This window comes from Vibrio sp. 1F169 (genome assembly GCF_041439605.1).
Taxonomy (GTDB): domain Bacteria; phylum Pseudomonadota; class Gammaproteobacteria; order Enterobacterales; family Vibrionaceae; genus Vibrio; species Vibrio tasmaniensis_A.
The window spans coordinates 27799-47755 of the sequence record NZ_JBGOOI010000028.1 but is presented as its reverse complement, the minus strand read 5'-3'; the positions used below and the strand labels follow the sequence as shown (position 1 = coordinate 47755).

Genomic DNA, 19957 nt, shown 5'->3' with positions numbered 1-19957 from the left:
ATGAAGCCCCTGATATTGGATATCAGGGGCTTTCTTTTTATGGGGGGTTGTATACAGAGTTGAACTAAACAAGCTCGACTTTAAGTAATCTGCAATCGACCAAATTATAGTTGTTACGGCCATTTTCTTTGATTTGATAGAGCTGTTTGTCTGCAATATCACAAATCATTTTAAAGTTTCGATCCACATTGTCACTGGCTAAGTCGACGTTAACCCCACCAATAGAGAGTGTTAATTGTTCCGCATAGAGAGCTTTAGGGTTTGCTAATTTGACTTCATTTAACATCTTTCGCAGAGTGACAACCTTATTTTCAATATCACTACTACTCTGTCCGAAGCAAATCGCCATGAACTCATCACCGCCATATCTGAAAAGGTAGTCATTCTTGGTTGTGAATGTTTTTTTAAGTAAGCGACTGATAATACGAAGCGCTTCGTCGCCCTCTAAATGCCCATGAAAATCGTTATAAGCTTTATACTCGTCAACATCGATCATAAGGACCGCTAGAGATTGTTTTTGGTAGTAAGCGTTATGTATTAAGACTGGCGTGATGTTATCTAATTGATATCTATTAGCTAGACCTGTTAGTGGGTCAGTAGTACTCAAGATTTCGAGTGTTTGATTCGCACTTTCTAAACGCTGTCGTTGCTTTTGATTTTCTAGCGACACGGCAATAAAGCTAGCTAAATGTTCTATAAGCTGACAGTGGTGTTCCTGATATTGGTTTGGTAGATGATGCTGAACTGACAGAAAGCCGATTAATTTTTCATTAAGAATGATTGGCGTTAGAATCATTGAGTTAGTATCAAGCTCGCCACGAAACGTAACGAAATTATCGTCTTGTGTGGTTTTACCGATATAGGGTTCTAGAGCCGCATCTGTCGCGCTATTAAAATGAACGGTAGCTCGCTTGCGAATCACATACGTACCAATGGTTTGGTTCTCTTGGCAAACTACTTTTAGGTTCGGTATTAATCCTTGAGTATCAACAAAATAGCGGTAGTCGAGTATGTCTGATTTATCGTCATACATAGCAATCCCAAACTCAGATGTTGGTAGAATCATATTTATCTTATGGAGTATCTCAGGCAGTACGCTTTCTAAATCTGCAGCGGTTGCTATGAATTGACCAATATCAGTGAGCGCACCCATATATTTTTGCATTTGAGTCAGAACGTCATTTTTCTTCTTACTCTGAATGGTACCTACCCCTTCTAGAATACGTTCGCTCTGTTCGCGCTCATAACTTCTCATGTGTTTTTCTAAAAGATCCACATGCTGAGTTTGAAGTGCCGCTAAACCAGACCAATCCTCTTCATCTCGAAAGAGCTTCGCCTTAGTTTGGGCATAGATAGCATAAGAACGGTAACTACTCTTTAGATCAAAATTCTGTTCGAGAAAAGCGCACCCTACTTTTGCTTGTTCTCGCTCTCCAATGCCTTCTAAGAATTGAAACCAGTAAACCAAATTTTCTTTTCGATTATGCTCATCTCTCGATTTTTTGAAGTGCTCTTCTGCCTGATAAAATGCATCTAATACATCACTATCATCGAAGCCTCCCTACAAGAGCATGGTTTGCCCTAGGTAACTATGACAAAGAGCTATCGTCCTGTGACTAGAAAGCGAGGTGCCTATTCTTTTCGCTTCCATAATGGCGCTAACCGCTTGCTCAAACTCATTTGTATATGCACAGCTATAGGCTAGGTTTAAATGGCTGACAGCACAATCTAACAGGCGATTCGCATTTTGAGATGAAATAATGGCTTTACGAGCATATTGCTTCGCTTGTTCGTATTTTTCTAAGCTTAAGTGCAAGTCACTTAGATTACAGAATATAAGTGACTTAAAATTGTCATCAACTAGGTGTAAGTTTTCTAGTGTTTCTGAGTAACAAGCATACGCTGATTGATAATCACCACGAATGTTGTGGGTAGACGCAAGTAACCCGATGACAAATACATATAGTTGAATTTCTTCAGGAGCAATGACGTTTAGGCAGGCTTTATAATGCTCAGCAGCGTCAGAAAGGTTATCGTGGCGATAGCTTGTGAAACCTTTAAGGAAAAGCGCGATTGAATCCGGGATCGGTTGATTATTAGCTTCGCATAGACTCGTTATTCTGTCTTCGACTTCTTTTAATCCTTTGATTCCAGGGTAGTTCTGGATTCGCGTTATAATTCCCATGATCTTTGGGTAAAGCGTATTGCTCATAAGTTCCGTTTAAGTCAGCCAGATTAAAAAATAACGAATAGTATACCACAAAATGCTTATTACACATTCCATTCATGAGGCTAATAAGTGGTAATTTCCTATCATTATCTTGAGTGGCGTACTGTTTTTATGTAGAGTGCGCGCAAAGTAATAATTATATTGGAGAGCACCATGGCTCGTACCATTCTGTACACTTATAAAGATGAAGACAAAGAGTTATTGTTTTCGAAACAAGAACACCGCACGATCCAAGAAGCTGTTGCAGCCGCTGAAGGTATCGACATCACTGAGTATCTAAAAACTGAGCAGCAGCTTGAGTTCATTTCTGATACTAAAGCGGTTCGTAACTACCAAGACAACTATTTCCGTAAGCTTGGTTTTACTAAGCTTACATTGAAGCAAAAAGACAACCTTGGTGTTGGTAAAAAGAAGAAGTAAGCCCTCTGGCTCTTTTTCTTGATATGTAGCTTCTAGCTTTTCGTTTGTAATTAGAGCTAAGAGCTGAAGAAACGAAAACACTGAACAATAAAAAATGCCGCAACCTCTTTCGAGATTGCGGCATTTTTAGTTGTTCTTTTTAACTATCTAACCTTAGCTAGCTTAACGGTAAGTAACGATTACTTAATGTTAAGGAATGCAGCGCCACGAACACCGCCTGAATCACCGTGTTTCGCTTTGATGATTTTCGGACACTTCGCTACAGACAGTAGGTATTTAGGGATACGCTTTGGCATCTCTTCGTAGATAAGTTCGAAGTTTGAAAGTCCGCCACCCAGTGCAACAACGTGTGGGTCAAGACCCGTAAACAGGTTTGCAAAACAGATAGCCAATAGCTCCATAAAGCGATCTACGTGCTCAGCGGCTTTTGATTCGCCTTCGTTGTATGCTTGAATGATCTCGATCGCTTTCTTCTTCTCACCGAAGTAGTGCTCGTAAATCAGTTCGAAGCCGCGACCCGATAAGTAACTGTCTAAACAACCTTTCTTACCACAACCACAACCCAGTAGCGGTGCGTTGTCGCCAAGGTGGAACCAAGCATCTAGAGGAAGGCGCATATGACCTAATTCACCAGCAACGTGGTTACGACCAGAGAACACTTTACCTTCATAAACTAAACCGCCACCGAAGCCTGTACCTAGAATTAGGCCTGCTACTGATGGTTCGTCTTTAAGTTCATCATCCCACGCTTCTGAAAGCGCAAAACAGTTTGCATCATTTTCAATTTTGACACTACGACCAATAAGCGCTTCTAGGTCTTTGCGTAGTGGTTTCCCCGTTGAAGCTGGTACGTTAACAACCAGCATTGTGCCGTCGTCAGCATCTTCCATTCCAGGAAGACCAAGACCAATTTTGCCTTCGCAAGAAAATTCGTTGTCGTACTTCTTTACCAAACCAGCAATTGTATCAAGTAGCAGTTGATAATCTTCAGTGGGCGTTGGTACGCGTTCTGTCGCTACTCGCTCAAGTTTTTCATTGAATGCACCAAACTCAATCTTTGTGCCGCCAACATCGAAGCCGTAATACATGAAATCTCTCCAATTTTTCCCTAAATTCGGGCAAATAAATTTTTGTAAATAAACAACTAAAGAGCATTATCCATAACACTCCCCCTACAAACCGTGATAGATGACAAACTTATTCCGTGTTTGAGTTTGTTTGAACAACAAGTCAGCACAAAGCGGTTAAAGGTTAGAGTGACTTCTCACTTTTAGTATGATCTATGAAAGCATTCAGGCTCGGTTTGGTTGGATCTGACTTATAACGTGTCTTACTTAACATGTAACTTTCCCGAAATGTCTCAAACCATAGCTGTAAAGTCTTGGCACCCTGCTCTTCACCAGCCTGTTTCAAAACCAAGCTCGCCACTTCTGCTGTCGAAAGATGTTGTTCGTTGTCTGACTTTCGCATCATGTATTGAGAAACTGACTCAGGCTCAATCGATAACACAGGTAAATCTTGCAGATATTCTGAGCGACGAAAAATTCGACGTGCCTCGCGCCAGCTACCATCAATAAAGATCAGCAATAGTGTTTTGTTTGGGTCACGCATTTGTGGCAGATCTTGAACCACGCGTGTTTTGTCGTCGGTATAGTCTTCAGGGAACACGATCACAGGTTGGTATTTGTCGTCTTTTAGAACATCCAACATCTCTTGATTTGGCTCAGTACGATGCCAAAGGTAGGCGTAACTGTCTTTTACCGTATCAACAATTAAACGACCGGTGTTACTTGGTTTTAAGATTTCGTTGTCTGACAAGATCAACATAGTCGCGACGTTCGTATCAATGTTAGGTTGATGCTCGCAGATACAGCTGTCTTGTTTTATTTTACAGAACTCACATCGCACTACTTTACACCCGCGCGCATTAAACGGCTTAGTAGCAATGGATAAACGGTGTTGATATAAACGGTGAAAAGCGTGGATTCTCATGGACAATAACGATAGATCTAGAAAAGTGGCACGATTGTACTTACAGTGACCCTAGAATGATAGAAGGAATTCCCATGCAAGACCCATCCCTGCTTCGCCTTGTTTGTTTTATTGTCGTTTTTGGATCATGTGCGCTTTGGGAGTACCGCTTTCCACGTAAAACGCTGACTCAGAGTAAATGGTTTCGTTGGGGAAACAACTTTGCGTTGGTTGCTTTAAACAGTTTTCTATTAGCCACTCTAATTCCAATCGCAGCATTTCAAGCGGCGGTTATCGCACAAGAAAGCCAATGGGGTCTATTCAATACCCTGTCACTTCCTAAAGAACTCAGCATTCTCATCTGTGTTTTACTGTTAGATTGCGCTATTTACCTGCAGCATTTGGTGTTTCACCGTGTTTCATGGCTATGGAAGTTACACCGAGTTCATCATGCAGATCTAGATATTGATGTCACAACCGGAACTCGTTTTCATCCAATCGAGATGATTATTTCAATGCTGATTAAAGTGAGTTTAGTGATCGCGCTTGGTATACCTGTCATCGCTGTTGTCATCTTTGAAATTGTTCTTAACGCCAGCGCGATGTTTAACCACAGCAATGCGCGTCTGCCACTGTGGATTGATAAGCGATTGAGAAAAGTGATTGTGACACCAGACATGCACCGAGTTCATCACTCGGTCATTGTTAAGGAAACGCACTCAAACTTTGGTTTTTTCTTATCGGTGTGGGACATTTGGTTCAAAACCTATCGCGCTCAACCTAAGCTTGGCCATGATAACGTTCAGATTGGCGTTCCAGAGATTCAAGATGGTAAAGAGCAACGGTTAGACTTAATGCTACGTCAGCCATTTGCACGATTCCCGACAACGAAAGACTAGGTTCGAATTCAGTTGAGTCTCAAGTTTAAACTGAGGTCAAACCTATCTTAATAACAAACCCGTCTCCATAACAAACCAAGCTTAATACCAAAGCAAAACGCCCTTAGATTCTTGTGAAAACTTAAGGGCGTTTCTGTATCAATAGGAATTTAAGCGTACTTGGTGCTTCAACTATTATGCTGTCAGGCTTAACTCAGCACGCTCGTTTATTTCAACACGTATTTATGAAGCATAGCTTGTTGGTGCCCTGCTATCTCTCCGACTTGCTCTGAACTCTCGATCATGGATTCAAGCTGTAACTTAGTATTCTCGCCTTGTTCAGAAACACGAGTGATCGAATGTGTCACATCCACCGTTGCACGTGCCTGTTGCTCAGTCGCCACCATGATTTGTTCAACACGTCCTTTAATCTGGCTAACCGCTACCTCGATTTTTTCAAACGCTTGTTTCACATCTCCACTGGTTTCCAGTGCATTCGCCATTTCGTTTCTCGACTCTGTTACAGACGCCCGTGAGCGATCAGCTGCTGCTACCAATTCATTCATCATATTTCGAATATTAGTGGTTTGCTGGGAAGTATCGCTGGCTAGTTTTCTTACTTCATCGGCGACCACTGCAAAGCCTCGGCCTTGATCTCCTGCTCGAGCTGCTTCTATTGCTGCATTCAATGCGAGTAAGTTAGTGTTGTCAGCAATGCCGCTGATCATGTCGACCATTTCGCGAATCTGTTTAACACGCCCGTCTAAGTCGGCCATCGATTCTTCATTCATGCTTAGAGAGTGTTCTAGTGCATGCAGTCGCTGCTGGTTAAGTCCAACAACTTGACTCCCTGTTACTGACTCACTTTCAGCAAGCTGGGCGTCATCATTCGAGGCGTTAGAAATACGTGCAATTTCACCAATAGATGCTTCAAGCTCTGTAATGGTGGTAATCATGTTTTGAAGTGATTCATTTTGCTCGTGTAAGCTTGAGTTAGTTTGCTCTGCGGCATCGTGACTGACTTCCGCGGTTTGATAAAGCGTTTCACAGTTTCGTGTTACCAAGCGCACCGAATCAGCGGTTGAGTCGACAACAGAATTAAGTTTTGATGCGATAACTTGCAATTCCAATGGGCCAACTAATTGACTCTGTTTTGAAAAATCGTGTTCCGCGAGTAAGCTCATTTGTTGAGTAATGTTCCTGAGTCCTTTGTTCACCCAGTGACGCAATACGAACCATGAAATAGAAATGATGGCCGTTATCACTAATCCGCTAATAAATAGTACTTTGTCTATCGTCGCAATTGTCTGATTGACCACAAACTCGCTTTCATCAATTAAAATGGAAGCGGTGTTCGATAGTTGATTTAAGGTCCCTATCACGGTGTTAGCCAGATAGATGACTTTTGCTAAGTCGGCTTCTTGTTGCTCAACAAGTTCTAGCTTTTGCAGGATTTGTCTTAATACACCGTTATCTGCAAAGCCAGATTTAACCATCTCATAAGGCGCTGTTAAGCTTGCGAACTCTACGATGTCTGGATGCCATTCAGAAAAGTCATCATACGCGAGGTTAATGCCTGCAATTCGATTTCGAAGCTCTCTGTATTCGTCTTGCGCTTTTTCTAAGTCTGATTGCATCATCAACATTAGGAAGGTGTTCGCCATTGCAGAAGCACTCGCTGTGAATCGGTTAGCCGCATCGGAAGCCTCTGGGTTGTTCTGAACAAGGAAAGAACTGATACGGTTCATTTCAGGTCCGATAGAACTCACACCATAGCGAAACTCAGTGACTTGGCCATCGATGAGGTTTTGCTTATTCTGAATTTCAATTTGAGAAGACAACACTTGGCTAGTCATCAATTGTAAGGTCGCCATGTTCTCGGTTAAGTCTTGTTTTTGTTCAACGGAAATCGCGTCAGGAAAAGATTGGGATATGAAGAGGAGTTCTTCTAGCGTTTGGTTACTTTCGGCAACTAACACGTCGATCGAGTTGCCTGTTGTGTTAAGCGTATTTAGGTCGGTTGATTGGGTGCTATAAGTAAGAAGTTTTACCTGCTCCAACACGCTTTGTGTTAATTCGGCGTTGTTTAATGCAAGAGGTAATGCTTGTTCCGAAAGTGCTTCAAAATGGCCCCCGACCCGATCGACGCCTCGGAGACTGACCAAAGATAAAAAGATGACGAGCAAAAGAATGGAAATAAATACAGCGGTGACGGTTTGAATGAGCGAGAATGTATAACGTGAAGGTTTTATTGATAAATTTGTGTCGGGCATGTGAAATCCAGTTTGACTACGAAAAAAGATATCCTTAAGTTAGTTCGTATACTAGAAGTCCTTGATGACGTTTATATTTCAGTTTTTTGTCAGAAGAGTTACATATGAAATTCAGAAAAATGGCTGTAGTTACAATAACTTTAGCAACATTGGCTGCTTGTAGCTCGACGCCATCCCCTTCTCAGCTTAGTCAAACCGCACACAAGCCTCTGCCAAAGTTAGAGCAATCAACGACCAATGCGTATATGAGTGTGTATGAACAGTGGAAAGGTGTGCCATATCATTTCGGTGGGACTTCATTTAGAGGCGTAGATTGCTCTGCTTTCGTTCAAATCGCAGTGCAAACTGCGACCCAGCAAGCCTTACCGAGAACCACAAAAGATCAAGTTAAAAAGGGAAAGGAAATAGCGTATGGACAGGCAATAAGTGGTGACTTGGTGTTTTTCAAAACATCGATGACGGTACGACACGTCGGTGTATATTTAGGAAACAATCAATTCCTACATGCTTCGACATCGAAAGGTGTCATTATATCGAGATTGGATAACCCTTATTGGGCCTCTAAGTTTTGGCATTTTAGGCGTTTATAGTGATTAAAAGATTAACTGATAACACAGTTGCTTTGAAGGTACTATTTAAACGCCTATCGCTGTTTAGCCTAGAAAATGTACTAGAAGCTAATTAGTCGTATTGAGCGACCGCAGTATCAAACAGATTCTTCACTAATGCGATGTATTCATCTAAGAATACAATTTGTTCGTTAGTCGCTTTTTTTGACCATACACCAGCTAACACTTCACCTAAATCAGCCACCACTGAATCCGCTTCTTTCAATAGTTGAAAACGAACGCTTGAATGTAACTCAGGGTTTTGCTCGAAAATAGCCATGATGTTTGTTGATATCATGTCAGTGATGATGTCTTCGACACTTTCATTTCCTGTATCACCATTACTATTAGTAAAGACATCTAGGTTAAATGATAAGTGTTCGATCAAAGCCAAATAGCCATCGGTTTCTACAACCACAATAAATCTCCGTTTAAGCTCAAGAGCAGATTAATATGTACCTACCTAATACTATGTATATGAGTCTGTTTGTCATCTCTTTATTACTAAAAACTGTATTAAAGTGATCCGAGTTAGCATTTAAGCTTAAATTTCAATCAAAACACCCTAACTTCACCAAACACACCTAAAATATAGTGAAAAATAATCTCAACCTATTTCTGCGATTCTATTGTATGAAAATCATCATGCCGTGAGATTAGTTCCAAACTATTTCCTTACATCGTTCTCAATTTTTGTTTTGATTTCAAAGGGCTTGAATCAGTTCGAGTTCACAAATCAGCCAATTGATTCTACATTAGTTGAAGAAGAGCCAAGAACATTGACGAGTGCGTCTATAAATTGCTCAGATTTATCCTAAACTATTTCTAGTAAACAAACAGTATTTCTAACCTTCAGTCTTTGAGGATTTCCTATGTGGCAGGCCATTTCTCAACAACTTTCAGATACTCTTCTATTTAACTTCCAGATAACTGAACGAACCAAGGTTTCTGGTGGCGACATTAACGATTGCTATATGATTAGCGATGGTAACGAACGTTATTTTGTAAAAGTGAACCAGCGAGAATTTTTACCTAAGTTTGAAATTGAAGCTGAGAACTTACGCTTGTTAAGAGAAACTTCTACCGTTTATGTTCCTGAGTTGGTACTGATTGGTAAAACCAAAGAATGCTCGTTCATTATCCTTAATTACTTGCCGACCAAGCCGCTTGAAACAAGCAATAATAGCTATGACTTTGGCGTTCAACTTGCTCAATTGCATCAATGGGGTGAACAGAAAGAGTTTGGTTGTGACCAAGACAATTATATTGGTAGCACCCTTCAACCCAACCCTTGGCATAAGAAATGGGGGCGTTTTTTCTCTGAGCAACGCATTGGCTTCCAACTGCAATTGTTAAAAGAAAAAGGCATCGAATTCGGCGATATCGATGACATTGTTGATGTAGTGAATATGCGTCTTGCAGGCCACAACCCTCGCCCTTCTTTGCTTCATGGCGATCTTTGGAACGGTAATGTTGCTAACTCAGCCTTTGGGCCAATCTGTTATGATCCCGCTTGTTATTGGGGCGATCATGAATGTGATTTAGCGCTAACTGAACTGTTTGAAGGGTTTTCAAAAGAGTTTTATGAAGGTTACCAGAGCATCAATCCACTCGACGTTGGCTATACTGATCGGAAAGACATTTATAATTTGTACCATCTTCTCAACCACTGCAATCAATTTGGCGGCGAGTATTTAGCACAAACTGAGGCGTGTATTCAGAAGATACAGGCCGTTTAACACCAATCACAGCTAGCTACTGCGATCGATATAAGTGCAACGTTCGATATCGCTATTTGTTACGCCCCATACAAGCTACTACGATTAGTGCAAGTTACAGTGAGGAGAATTCGCCATGCATAAATACACAGAGAAACATGTTTCTTGCCCCCATTGTGGTCATGCAATTAGCATAACGCTGGATGCTTCTAATGGGAGCCAAGATTTTTATGACGATTGCCCTGCATGTTGCAATGCTATTCATCTGGACATGCAGGTTGATGAATTGAGAGACAGAATCCATCTTTCAATTGATGCAGACGACGAACAAGTTTTCTAACACCTACTCTCTTGTCGAGTTGGCTCTACACCTCGATTTAAAGCTACACCTCGATTTTGAAGCTAGCCTAGAAAAACACAAAAATAAAAAAAGAGCACTTAATGTGCTCTTTTTTAATATCTTCGACTTTTACTTAGTCAACGCTTTTTGGGCAAGTGTTATTGATGAACCGCTACTACGACGTCTGGTTTGCTAGCACGCGCTCAACAGTATCAACAATCGCTTGTGTTTGAGGATCAAACTCAATATTTACTTGGTCGCCTATTTCGCGGCTGCCAAACAAAGTGCGATTTAGCGTTTCAGGAATTAAGTGTACAGAGAAACGGTTCTCTTCCACTTCACCTATCGTTAATGAACAACCATCAACGCCAATATAACCCTTGCTCAATACATACTTCATTGATTCTTGTGGCAACTCAAACCAAAGCGTGCGGTTGTTTTCAGTCTTGATCACATCCACTAAGTTCGCCATCAACGTAATGTGGCCAGACATACTATGCCCGCCAATTTCATCACCAAATTTTGCTGCTCGCTCAACATTCACTTTATCACCAACATTCAGTTGGCCCAAGTTCGTCAATCGCAATGTGGCTTGCATTAAATCAAAAGCAATCTGATTGCCCGAAATTTCCGTTACCGTTAAGCAACAACCGTTATGAGCTACTGAGGCACCAATCGCTAATCCCTCAACCATTTCGTCGCTTAGCTCAATGGTATGAGTCTGAAACAACTCTTTTTTGTTTATAGCAACCAGTGTTGCCATGCCTTGAACGATACCTGTAAACATAAGATTCCTATTTAGCATTCTAGGGCGTGTTGACCTTTCTCGGTTAAATTTTGTTCGAGATAAAAGCGTTTTAATCGCGGCGAGGGGGAAGTAGCCTAGTCATCCTAAGCAAATCTCCCTCAACAAAGAGTAAAACGCTTTTTGCGGGGGCGCCCAGCTCGAACCCTTCGGGCAGCGTTTGCTGGTCATTTTTACTACGTTATCTGCTTCTCATGTAGGCTAGCTACACATCGAAGCCTCTGCCTTGTATAAACACCCAGCAACTCGCTGCAAAAATCAGCTCGAAAGATCAACACGCCCTAATAACAGTTTTTCATAGCAGTTATTGTGACATTTCTTTATGATTCGTCCAGTGGAAGCTTAAGATCATTGTCTCTGATTCCTTCAGAATGTCCTTTCCTACACTATTATTCTAATTTTCCCTCTTATTTGGAGTTGTTTGTGCATCGTTACAAAGAAGAATCCTCGAATCTAATCAAACTTGCGACCCCAGTATTGATCGCATCTGTTGCACAAACTGGAATGGGTTTTGTCGATACCGTAATGGCCGGTGGTGTAAGTGCTATCGATATGGCGGCGGTTTCGATTGCAGCAAGTATCTGGCTACCATCAATCTTATTTGGTGTGGGTCTGTTGATGGCGTTGGTTCCTGTCGTTGCACAACTACATGGTTCTGGTAGACAAGTAAAAATTCCATTTGAGATTCAACAAGGTGCGTTTTTAGCGCTTGTCATCTCCCTTCCAATCATTGGCGTACTTTTTCAGACACAACTGATATTGGAGTGGATGGACATAGAACAACTCATGGCAGAAAAAACCATCGGTTATATGAATGCGGTGATGTTTGCTGTCCCTGCATTTTTGTTGTTCCAAACATTGAGAAGCTTTACAGATGGTATGTCTTTAACTAAGCCTGCAATGGTGATTGGTTTTATTGGCTTGCTATTAAACATCCCGCTTAACTGGATGTTCGTATACGGAAAGCTTGGCGCTCCCGCTCTAGGTGGTGTTGGCTGTGGAGTTGCAACGGCTATCGTATATTGGGTGATGTTTGCTCTGCTGTTCGCTTACGTTTTAACATCAAAGCGTTTGGCTAAAATCAATATCTTCGGTACGTTCCACAAACCTCAGCTCAAAGCACAAATTCGTTTGTTTAAACTGGGCTTTCCAGTTGCTGCTGCTATCTTCTTTGAGGTGACGTTATTCGCTGTTGTTTCTCTGTTGGTTGCCCCTCTTGGGTCTTTGGTTGTCGCCGCACACCAGGTTGCAATTAACTTCTCGTCACTGATATTTATGATACCAATGAGTATCGGTGCCGCCGTGAGTATTCGTGTTGGTCATAAGTTGGGTGAAAACAACACTGAAGGAGCGAAAATCGCGACACACGTGGGAATCATTGTTGGTTTAGTCACAGCCCTAATGACAGCTACATTGACGGTACTATTCAGAGAGCAAGTTTCGTTACTGTACACAGAGAATACGGCGGTAATTACTGTTGCAATGCAATTACTATTGTTCGCTGCAGTTTATCAATGTACTGACGCAATCCAAGTTATCGCTGCAGGGGCTTTGCGTGGATACAAAGACATGCGTTCGATCTTCAACATTACTTTCGTTGCTTACTGGTTGCTTGGTCTTCCTATTGGTTACATTTTAGGAATGAAAGATTGGATTGTTGAGCCTATGGGCGCGCACGGTTTCTGGGTTGGGTTCATTGTTGGTCTAACGTCTGCAGCTATTATGCTAGGTATGCGTCTGCACTGGATGCACAAACAAGACGACGATGTGCAGTTAGAATTTAGCTCTCGCTGAGTTCTAACTCACTCAACCGGTATCCCTGATATTGAATACGAAAAAGAGCTCTGATATTCAGAGCTCTTTTTCGTTTACTGTGTGTATGACTATATTGTACTGAACAATCTGATTGGTATTAATACTCACTCTTTTCTCTAACGAAGCGCGCAAACTTGGGTTTTCCATTTTGAGTAAAGCCATTGTAGCGAAAGGTAATACGGCTGCCGATCTCAGGCGGCGCAAGTCTCATTTGATCACTGAACCCGCTTCCGATATAAAACTCAACCCCTTCTTCCGTGTGAACCAAAATCGAACCCATCATCCCTTTATACTTCCCTGTCCCGCCTTTGTAGCCAATAACTGTGGCTTCGGCATCGTGATGCCTTTTTAGTTTTAACAGGTCATTGCTTCGACCTGCTTGATAACGACTGGTGATCTTTCTGAGCATCAAACCTTCGCCATTACGTTCATCGACATTGTCTAATTGATAAAACAAAGCTTCTTCATTTTGAATAGGTACATGTTCGATGTAGCTGATATGAGGTTCTCCAATCACACTTACCCAATGCAATATGTTGTAATAGCGCTTTTGATAATCGCCAGTAGCCCCTGGCATATCAAACAGCATCAAGTCTATTTGGCGCCACGCAGCATCACTAGGTGTGTGATCGAGGACGGTAGATTGGACTAAGTGGAACTTGCCTCTTCCTGCCCAGAGCTCCCCTTCAAGGTGTACCTTCGGTAAGTTTTTTGTAAACCACTTCGGTGAGTATATACGATTCCCGTTGCGTGTATAAAGATGCTGCCCGTCCCACAGCGCTCTAATCCCATCGAGTTTTTCACTCTTCCAGTATTCAGACACATCAATGCCTTGCTGGTATGTGTTTGCGAGCACCAGATGATCAGGCGGTAAATAGGATGAATGAGATGTAAGCGAACACGCCCATAGAGTGGCTATCGCCAATTTTGTTAATCTCATCATCTGCTCCGTATTGATATCTGTAGTGGTCAACAAACGCCTTTAATCCTAAGCGTTCTGACACGTAGGTAGACAACCTTTGCTAGAAGATGCGATCCACACACCAACCTTATTTAACTTTCAATTTCATTCATATAATTAATGACTTATGGGTCTCAAATGTTCACCCATTTTTAGTTCTCATATTGAGAAACCAACTTTCTCAATATGAGATAGAGATTAGCAGTCGATTTAAGTTGTTGAAAAATATGAATATAAAAGTTGGCACATTCAATGCACTTGTTCATACATACTTAAAAGGAGATATCGCTATGGAACTACGTAAGATTGATTTGAATACAACCACACTAACTCTTTCTATCTTCGGTGATTTAGACGCAGCGGGAAGCCGTGATGCTCAGACTGATATTGACGATGTAATCTCAAATGACGGCCACCCTGAAATCGAAGTCGATTTTAGCCAAGTTGAGTTTTTAGATTCATCTGGTGTTGGCGCGATTGTTTACATGTTCAAACGCTTAACTGAACGCGAACGCAACATGCGACTTGAAAATGTGACTGGTCAGCCTCTTGAAATTATGAACTTGTTACGTATTGGCCACGCTATCCCAGTAAATTCAAAAAATCCTACAAATTCATGAAGATCCACTAAGCTAGAAGTAACAAAACATAATAATAAAAAGTAAAAACATAGGACGTTGGCATGAAAATACTGAAAAGCTACATAGCCCTTTCTCTGTCTGCTTTAGTTCTAGGTGGCTGTACTAGCTATCCTGAACAAGGCACTGGCGGCTTGGCTGAAAGTTATGACTCTATTAATTACCAAAATTCCGACTTTTCTCCTGTCATGCCAGACGAACCTCTTGGTCCTGAACACGGATTACGTTTTGATTGGCAACTGGCCAAATTACATCTTGATGCCTTGATTCAAGAAGGCGCCCGCTGGTGCTTCCCCGCTGCTGTTGTGCAAGCGATAGAAAAGCAAAATCGTATCGCTCGCGAACTACAAGGTGGCCTGCTGCTAGATGCGGCCAACGACCTAGTCATTCAAAGAAAACGCTTAAACGAACTTGAAGTTCAACTGGACTACGTAACGTCACAAGCCCGTTGTGAACCACCAAAAAATGAAAACCAATTTAGAATGCAATTGTCGGTTATCGAGCAGTTGTACGACCTGCTTAATGTTGACAACCAATTTGCGGAAAACTCTACTGAAGTCAATCCCAAATACATGGGACGACTTGCCGAGGCAACGACGCTACTGAAAGAACATAAATCTCTAGACCTTGTTGTTACCGGCCATGCCGATGCCACGGGTACCGAAGAATATAACGATGACTTGGCACTTGGACGTGCTAAACAAGTCGAACGCTACCTAACTATTTTTGGCTTAGGTGCTCAGCGAATCAAAGCAGTGTCTGTTGGTGAAACGGTTCCTCTTTTTGAAGGCGAATCAGACGGTACGCGTTTAACCAACCGCAGAGTGAGTATTGAAGTTATCTCCCCTAAAAATGCCGAGAAAATGGGAGGTGGATTATGAAATTATTGATCGCTTTTATCATCACCCTATCGTTATGCCTTTCGAACCTCGTAAATGCTAACGAAGATTTTTCAGACGCGGTTCAAGTCGGTGACCTTATTCAAGTCAACGTACCCGGTGAAAGTACGTTGAACAAAGGGTTTCAAGTGGATAAACGCGGCCGAATTACCCTTCCTGAAGTGGGTGCCGTATTTGTTGCGGGTTATAACAGCGAGCAACTTAACAAAGTCGTTTTAGAGTCACTGGCTACCGCTTATAAAGATCTTTCAAACGCTTCGGTATATGTAAAAGAGCAGCAAATTATCATCTACGTGCAAGGTTATGTAGAACAACCCGGTGAATACACACTGGCGTTAGGCTCAAGTATCCAAATGGCACTCTACGCAGCAGGTGGATTACGCCCCGGTGCACAACTGGACAAATTGATACTTAAGCGAGGTGCGGACAAGAAAGAGTTTAATTACAAACGATTCCTTGATTCAGGTGATGAATCAACACTACCTACTCTGCAATCACTGGATTCATTATTCGTTCCAGCTTCCCCACTAGTCGGTAACATCGAGCAAGAGTTTGACGCAGCAAAGCTTGCAAACTCAGGTGACAGTGCTGACTCTCGCAATTCGATTCAAGTGTTTGGTGAGGTTAACGCGCCGGGTTCGTTCACTTACAAAGAGAATACCGACCTTGTCGACGTATTAATGCGTTCAGGCGGGGTAACTCGCTATGCCAGTGTTGAACAAATCCGAGTAATTTCAAATAATACGCCTACGCTGTTCAACCTTAAGCGTTATTTGGATTCTGGTGACGAAAGCCTACTTCCAATCTTACGCCCAGGTGCAACGATTTTTGTGCCGAAGCAAGAGGAAGAGATCAAATCCGGCGCAAACATGGTTTACGTTATGGGTGAAGTCGCTGCCCCTGGCGCTTTTGAAGGAAAGAGAGACGCTACCTTCATGGATATCCTTGCCAATGCTGGCGGCCCAACTCGATTTGCAGAGTCGCGTCAAATACGCGTAATCAAAGCGGATGGTCGAGTACTTAAATTCGATTTAGCGGCTTACACTGAAGGCTTACCTAACTCTAACCCACCGAATATTAAAGCCGGTGACGCGATCTTTGTTCCTGAGAAAACCGACATGAACGAGAAATCTTGGTTAAAGATTGCACCAGACAGAGCAGTTAACGTGATTGGTGAGGTGAATCGACCTGGTCGTATAGAATGGTCAGATGAAATGAACTTCATGGGATTATTGGCACACGTCGGCGGCCCCACGCTACGCGCTGACACATCGAAAATTGAAGTCGTGACGGGTAGAAAGTTGGTTGTGTTTAATCTTGATGATTTCATCAGAAATGGTGCGCCACGAGATCTGATGCCACAAATTCGTGCAGGCTCTATCGTCCGTGTCCACGACTTGCCACAAGATCCGTCAGACAATAAATCTCAATGGGTACGTCAAAGCTCTGATGCTTCGATCTACATTTTTGGACAAGTGAATGCACCGGGTCGTTACCGCTTCACCAAAGACATGCACTTTCTTGACATTTTGTCTGCAGCTGACGGGCCTACTAAGGATGCCGATATACACAACGTTCGTGTCACGCATCGTGATAAAACCTACTCTAAAGTAAGCAAACTCAATCTATCGCTCTACTTTGAAACCGGTGACGAATCATTACTGCCAAATGTAACTACCGGTGACACCATTTATATTCCGGAGAAAGGTAAAAACTGGTTAGACACACCGAAAGAAGAAACCGTTCGTGTGCTTGGTGCGATTAACAACCCAGGTCGCTATGTGTTTAACGACAACATGACCATTTTAGATATATTGGCAGAAGCGGCAGGCCCTACCGACAATGCTTACGTAGAGAAAATTACCATTGTGAATATGTCTTGTTGCCAAGGCCAAGCTCGTACCTTCGACCTTGTTGAATTCAGTAAAACAGCCAATATTTACAACCTACCAGTACTGCGCGCTGGTGACACTATCTACATCCCAGATCGCCGTGAGAGCTTTATGGAAAAAGCTCGTGTAGGTCTAGAAGACATATTACGTCTAACAACAATGATCGTCTTAATAGGAGCTTTATAATGACTATTTCAGCAATCCAAGCAGAAGTAGAACAACTGTATCTAGCTTCTGAACTTAACGGACAGAAATCGATTTGTGTGACTGCTTGTCACTCAGGTGACGGGGTAACCTCTGTTGCAACTGCATTAGCAGAACGTTTTCTCCTTGCTGGTCATTCTACGCTTTATGTTGACCTCAACTTATACAATCCTGGTTTTAAAGATTTGAACATGTTGGAAGACAATCAACAGGGACAGTTAATTGAACATGTCGAGTCTCATCGTATGTTTATCGGCGTCCCTGCTCCACAAATTGCATCAACGCAATTGGCTTATAAAGATCCGACAACGTTACAAAAAGTGGTGAACAAATGGTTAGACAAATACGACAGAGTCATCATTGATACCTCACCACTTCTCAACATAAACAAAGGCAACATTCCGGCGCAATCTGTCGCGAGTGCTTGTGATAGTACATTGATGGTTGTCGCCTATGGTGAAACCTCTAGTCACCACCTAGAACAAGCGAAAAAGCTGCTTGATGCGCAGAGTATCAATCTTATGGGTTGTGTGATGAACATGAAACAAACACCTAGCTTTGCACAAGAGTTGGTAAGACAAATCAATCGCATGAAATTCCTTCCAACTAAACTTCGCGATAGCTTGGCCAATAAGCTTTACCAAAATGAGTTTTTAAATCTACCGATGTAACTTTTCTGCGCCACGATAGCTTTTTTGTACAACTATTGCTTTTGTGTGCAACTTAGTATTCTTGTGCAACTGTATGGCTGTCAGTAAATCCTGACAGCCACGGTTCCTATTGGACTTTACGCCCAAACACTCCAAAACCAAGTTGGGTGTTTTTGGCGAAATTATTGTTAAAAATACGATTTTAAAAACCACTCAACGCATTTCATACACTTCGGGCGTGGTCTTACCACCTTTAAAACCCTTCAAGAATCAACCGCCCATGCCTAACTTTATCGGTAATGTGACACAGACGGTTAAAGTGCCATGTAAATCGCATCAAAGATGGAATTCGTACGATTATTCCCTAAGATTATAAATAGAGGTGGTTTTTGACGAATTTGTAATAGTTTGACAAAGTTATCCGATGGCTGTTGAAACACAGTGGATGAATTGGCAAATCACACTTCACTGACTTTGCACATTTATCTATTCAAACTTCACCCATCCCTCCTTCTGCTCAAATGGTTCAAATACACGGAAAGGATCACCATCGAGCAATTTAGATAATCAATTTACCTTGGTTACCTTAGTTGTATTATTAAAGAGAAAGGAAACTCAATATGAAATACAAGTTAAGCTCCGTATTTTTGTTAGTAGCAGCAGCCAGCGGTAATGCTAACGCTGGAGAATGTGGCAGCGTAACAATCGCAGATATGAACTGGAACTCTGCAACACTGATCGCCAATATCGACCAATTCATCCTAGAACATGGTTATGGGTGTGATGCCGAACTTATCCCTGGCGACACCATGCCAACAGGCACATCCATGATTGAAAAAGGCCAGCCTGATGTTGCACCTGAACTTTGGAGCAACAGCTTAAAAGACGCATTGGACAAGGGTGTCCAAGAAAAACGTCTTCGCTATGCAGGTAAAGCACTTGTGAATGGCGGTGAAGAAGGCTTTTGGGTTCCAGCTTACTTAGTTAAACAATACCCAGAGATGGCAACCATCGAAGGTGTACGTAAAAACGCTAGCTTATTTAAGCACCCTGAAGACCCAGATACATCAGCATTTTACAGTTGCCCAGCAGGCTGGAACTGTCAGATCAGTGCCGGAAACTTGTTTAACGCTCTTGAGCTGGAAGACAGTGGTTTCACGATTGTTGATCCAGGCTCGAGTGCCGGCTTATCTGGCTCTATCGCAAAAGCTTATGAGCGCGAAGAAGCTTGGTTTGGTTACTACTGGGCGCCAACTGCCGTTCTAGGCAAATACGACATGGTTAAAGTTGACTTTGGTAGTGGTGTTAATGAACAAGAGTTCTTAACTTGTACCACCAAAGAAGACTGTGATTCACCTAAAGCGACCATGTACCCGCCTTCACCCGTTCACACTATCACCACTGAGAGTTTTGCGTCACGTGCACCTGAAGCTTATGACTACTTCACTAAACGTGGCTTCACAAACGACAAAATGAACTCCCTACTTGCTTGGGTGGAAGACAATCAAGCTGATGGTGAAGAAGCGAGCTTGCATTTTTTGAGTGAGTTCCCAGAAGTATGGCACCCATGGGTTTCTCAAGAAGTGGCTAATAAAGTTGAAGCCGAACTGTAACAGCTTGGTTTAACAACAAGTAATTACGCTTCAACAATGGAA

19 protein-coding genes are annotated in these 19957 nt (G+C 42.2%); 11 read left to right on the top strand and 8 right to left on the bottom strand.

Translation table 11 applies throughout. The features are described from left to right. Positions 1-64: 64 nt before the first annotated feature. Entirely contained in the window at positions 65-1468 is a 1404-nt protein-coding gene (locus tag ACED53_RS12610) for a sensor domain-containing diguanylate cyclase (RefSeq protein WP_017100053.1), read from the bottom strand. A gap of 93 nt (positions 1469-1561) precedes the next feature. Beyond that, on the bottom strand, positions 1562-2212 hold the full coding sequence (locus tag ACED53_RS12605; protein ID WP_017100054.1) for a tetratricopeptide repeat protein: 651 nt from the start codon (positions 2210-2212) through the stop codon (positions 1562-1564). 171 nt (positions 2213-2383) lie between these two features. On the opposite strand from ACED53_RS12605, the gene ACED53_RS12600 reads away from it, so the two are divergent. Next, complete coding sequence (locus tag ACED53_RS12600) at positions 2384-2650, top strand: DUF2960 family protein (protein WP_004733780.1); 267 nt, start codon at positions 2384-2386, stop codon at positions 2648-2650. Positions 2651-2829: 179 nt separating this feature from the next. On the opposite strand, the gene nagK is transcribed toward ACED53_RS12600, so the two are convergent. Together nagK and ACED53_RS12590 are read right to left on the bottom strand one after the other, a co-directional pair. Further along, positions 2830-3738, bottom strand: a complete 909-nt coding sequence (gene nagK, locus ACED53_RS12595) for an N-acetylglucosamine kinase (protein ID WP_012603950.1) — start codon at positions 3736-3738, stop codon at positions 2830-2832. A gap of 163 nt (positions 3739-3901) precedes the next feature. Then, a complete protein-coding gene (locus ACED53_RS12590; protein WP_017100056.1) occupies positions 3902-4648 on the bottom strand; it encodes a tRNA-uridine aminocarboxypropyltransferase in 747 nt (248 codons plus the stop codon). Between the two features lie 68 nt (positions 4649-4716). Between ACED53_RS12590 and ACED53_RS12585 the strand changes: the two genes are divergently transcribed. Next, positions 4717-5520, top strand: coding sequence for a sterol desaturase family protein (locus ACED53_RS12585; protein WP_069591774.1), 804 nt, complete (start codon positions 4717-4719; stop codon positions 5518-5520). A gap of 206 nt (positions 5521-5726) precedes the next feature. Here ACED53_RS12585 and ACED53_RS12580 read toward each other — a convergent pair whose 3' ends face one another. Beyond that, positions 5727-7772: a methyl-accepting chemotaxis protein gene (locus ACED53_RS12580; RefSeq protein ID WP_017100328.1), complete on the bottom strand. Its 2046-nt coding sequence runs from the start codon at positions 7770-7772 to the stop codon at positions 5727-5729. Between the two features lie 104 nt (positions 7773-7876). Between ACED53_RS12580 and ACED53_RS12575 the strand changes: the two genes are divergently transcribed. Then, on the top strand, positions 7877-8362 hold the full coding sequence (locus ACED53_RS12575; protein WP_017100329.1) for a C40 family peptidase: 486 nt from the start codon (positions 7877-7879) through the stop codon (positions 8360-8362). 91 nt (positions 8363-8453) lie between these two features. Here ACED53_RS12575 and ACED53_RS12570 read toward each other — a convergent pair whose 3' ends face one another. Beyond that, positions 8454-8798 carry a DUF3802 family protein gene (locus tag ACED53_RS12570; protein WP_009846752.1) on the bottom strand — a complete coding sequence of 115 codons (345 nt, stop codon included), beginning with the start codon at positions 8796-8798 and terminating at the stop codon, positions 8454-8456. 454 nt (positions 8799-9252) lie between these two features. On the opposite strand from ACED53_RS12570, the gene ACED53_RS12565 reads away from it, so the two are divergent. After that, complete coding sequence (locus ACED53_RS12565; RefSeq protein ID WP_017100330.1) at positions 9253-10119, top strand: fructosamine kinase family protein; 867 nt, start codon at positions 9253-9255, stop codon at positions 10117-10119. Positions 10120-10234: 115 nt separating this feature from the next. Beyond that, a complete protein-coding gene (locus ACED53_RS12560; RefSeq protein ID WP_012603956.1) occupies positions 10235-10438 on the top strand; it encodes a CPXCG motif-containing cysteine-rich protein in 204 nt (67 codons plus the stop codon). A gap of 175 nt (positions 10439-10613) precedes the next feature. Here ACED53_RS12560 and ACED53_RS12555 read toward each other — a convergent pair whose 3' ends face one another. Further along, on the bottom strand, positions 10614-11225 hold the full coding sequence (locus tag ACED53_RS12555; protein ID WP_029225414.1) for a riboflavin synthase: 612 nt from the start codon (positions 11223-11225) through the stop codon (positions 10614-10616). Between the two features lie 441 nt (positions 11226-11666). Between ACED53_RS12555 and ACED53_RS12550 the strand changes: the two genes are divergently transcribed. Then, on the top strand, positions 11667-13037 hold the full coding sequence (locus tag ACED53_RS12550) for an MATE family efflux transporter (protein WP_012603959.1): 1371 nt from the start codon (positions 11667-11669) through the stop codon (positions 13035-13037). Between the two features lie 118 nt (positions 13038-13155). Here ACED53_RS12550 and ACED53_RS12545 read toward each other — a convergent pair whose 3' ends face one another. Continuing rightward, the gene (locus ACED53_RS12545) at positions 13156-13998 is read right to left on the bottom strand and encodes a DNA ligase (RefSeq protein WP_029225415.1); all 843 of its coding nucleotides are present in this window, start codon (positions 13996-13998) and stop codon (positions 13156-13158) included. A 311-nt stretch (positions 13999-14309) separates the two neighbouring features. On the opposite strand from ACED53_RS12545, the gene ACED53_RS12540 reads away from it, so the two are divergent. From ACED53_RS12540 to ACED53_RS12520, 5 genes are all read left to right on the top strand, one after another. Next, positions 14310-14639, top strand: a complete 330-nt coding sequence (locus ACED53_RS12540) for an STAS domain-containing protein (protein WP_004733793.1) — start codon at positions 14310-14312, stop codon at positions 14637-14639. Between the two features lie 62 nt (positions 14640-14701). After that, a complete protein-coding gene (locus tag ACED53_RS12535) occupies positions 14702-15538 on the top strand; it encodes an OmpA family protein (RefSeq protein WP_017100333.1) in 837 nt (278 codons plus the stop codon). Continuing rightward, complete coding sequence (locus ACED53_RS12530; protein ID WP_017100334.1) at positions 15535-17634, top strand: SLBB domain-containing protein; 2100 nt, start codon at positions 15535-15537, stop codon at positions 17632-17634. The genes ACED53_RS12535 and ACED53_RS12530 overlap by 4 nt, the downstream gene beginning before the upstream one ends. Further along, positions 17634-18323 carry a tyrosine-protein kinase family protein gene (locus ACED53_RS12525; RefSeq protein WP_017100335.1) on the top strand — a complete coding sequence of 230 codons (690 nt, stop codon included), beginning with the start codon at positions 17634-17636 and terminating at the stop codon, positions 18321-18323. The genes ACED53_RS12530 and ACED53_RS12525 overlap by 1 nt, the downstream gene beginning before the upstream one ends. Before the next feature lie 599 nt (positions 18324-18922). Then, entirely contained in the window at positions 18923-19915 is a 993-nt protein-coding gene (locus tag ACED53_RS12520) for an ABC transporter substrate-binding protein (RefSeq protein ID WP_102580036.1), read from the top strand. Positions 19916-19957 lie beyond the last annotated feature (42 nt).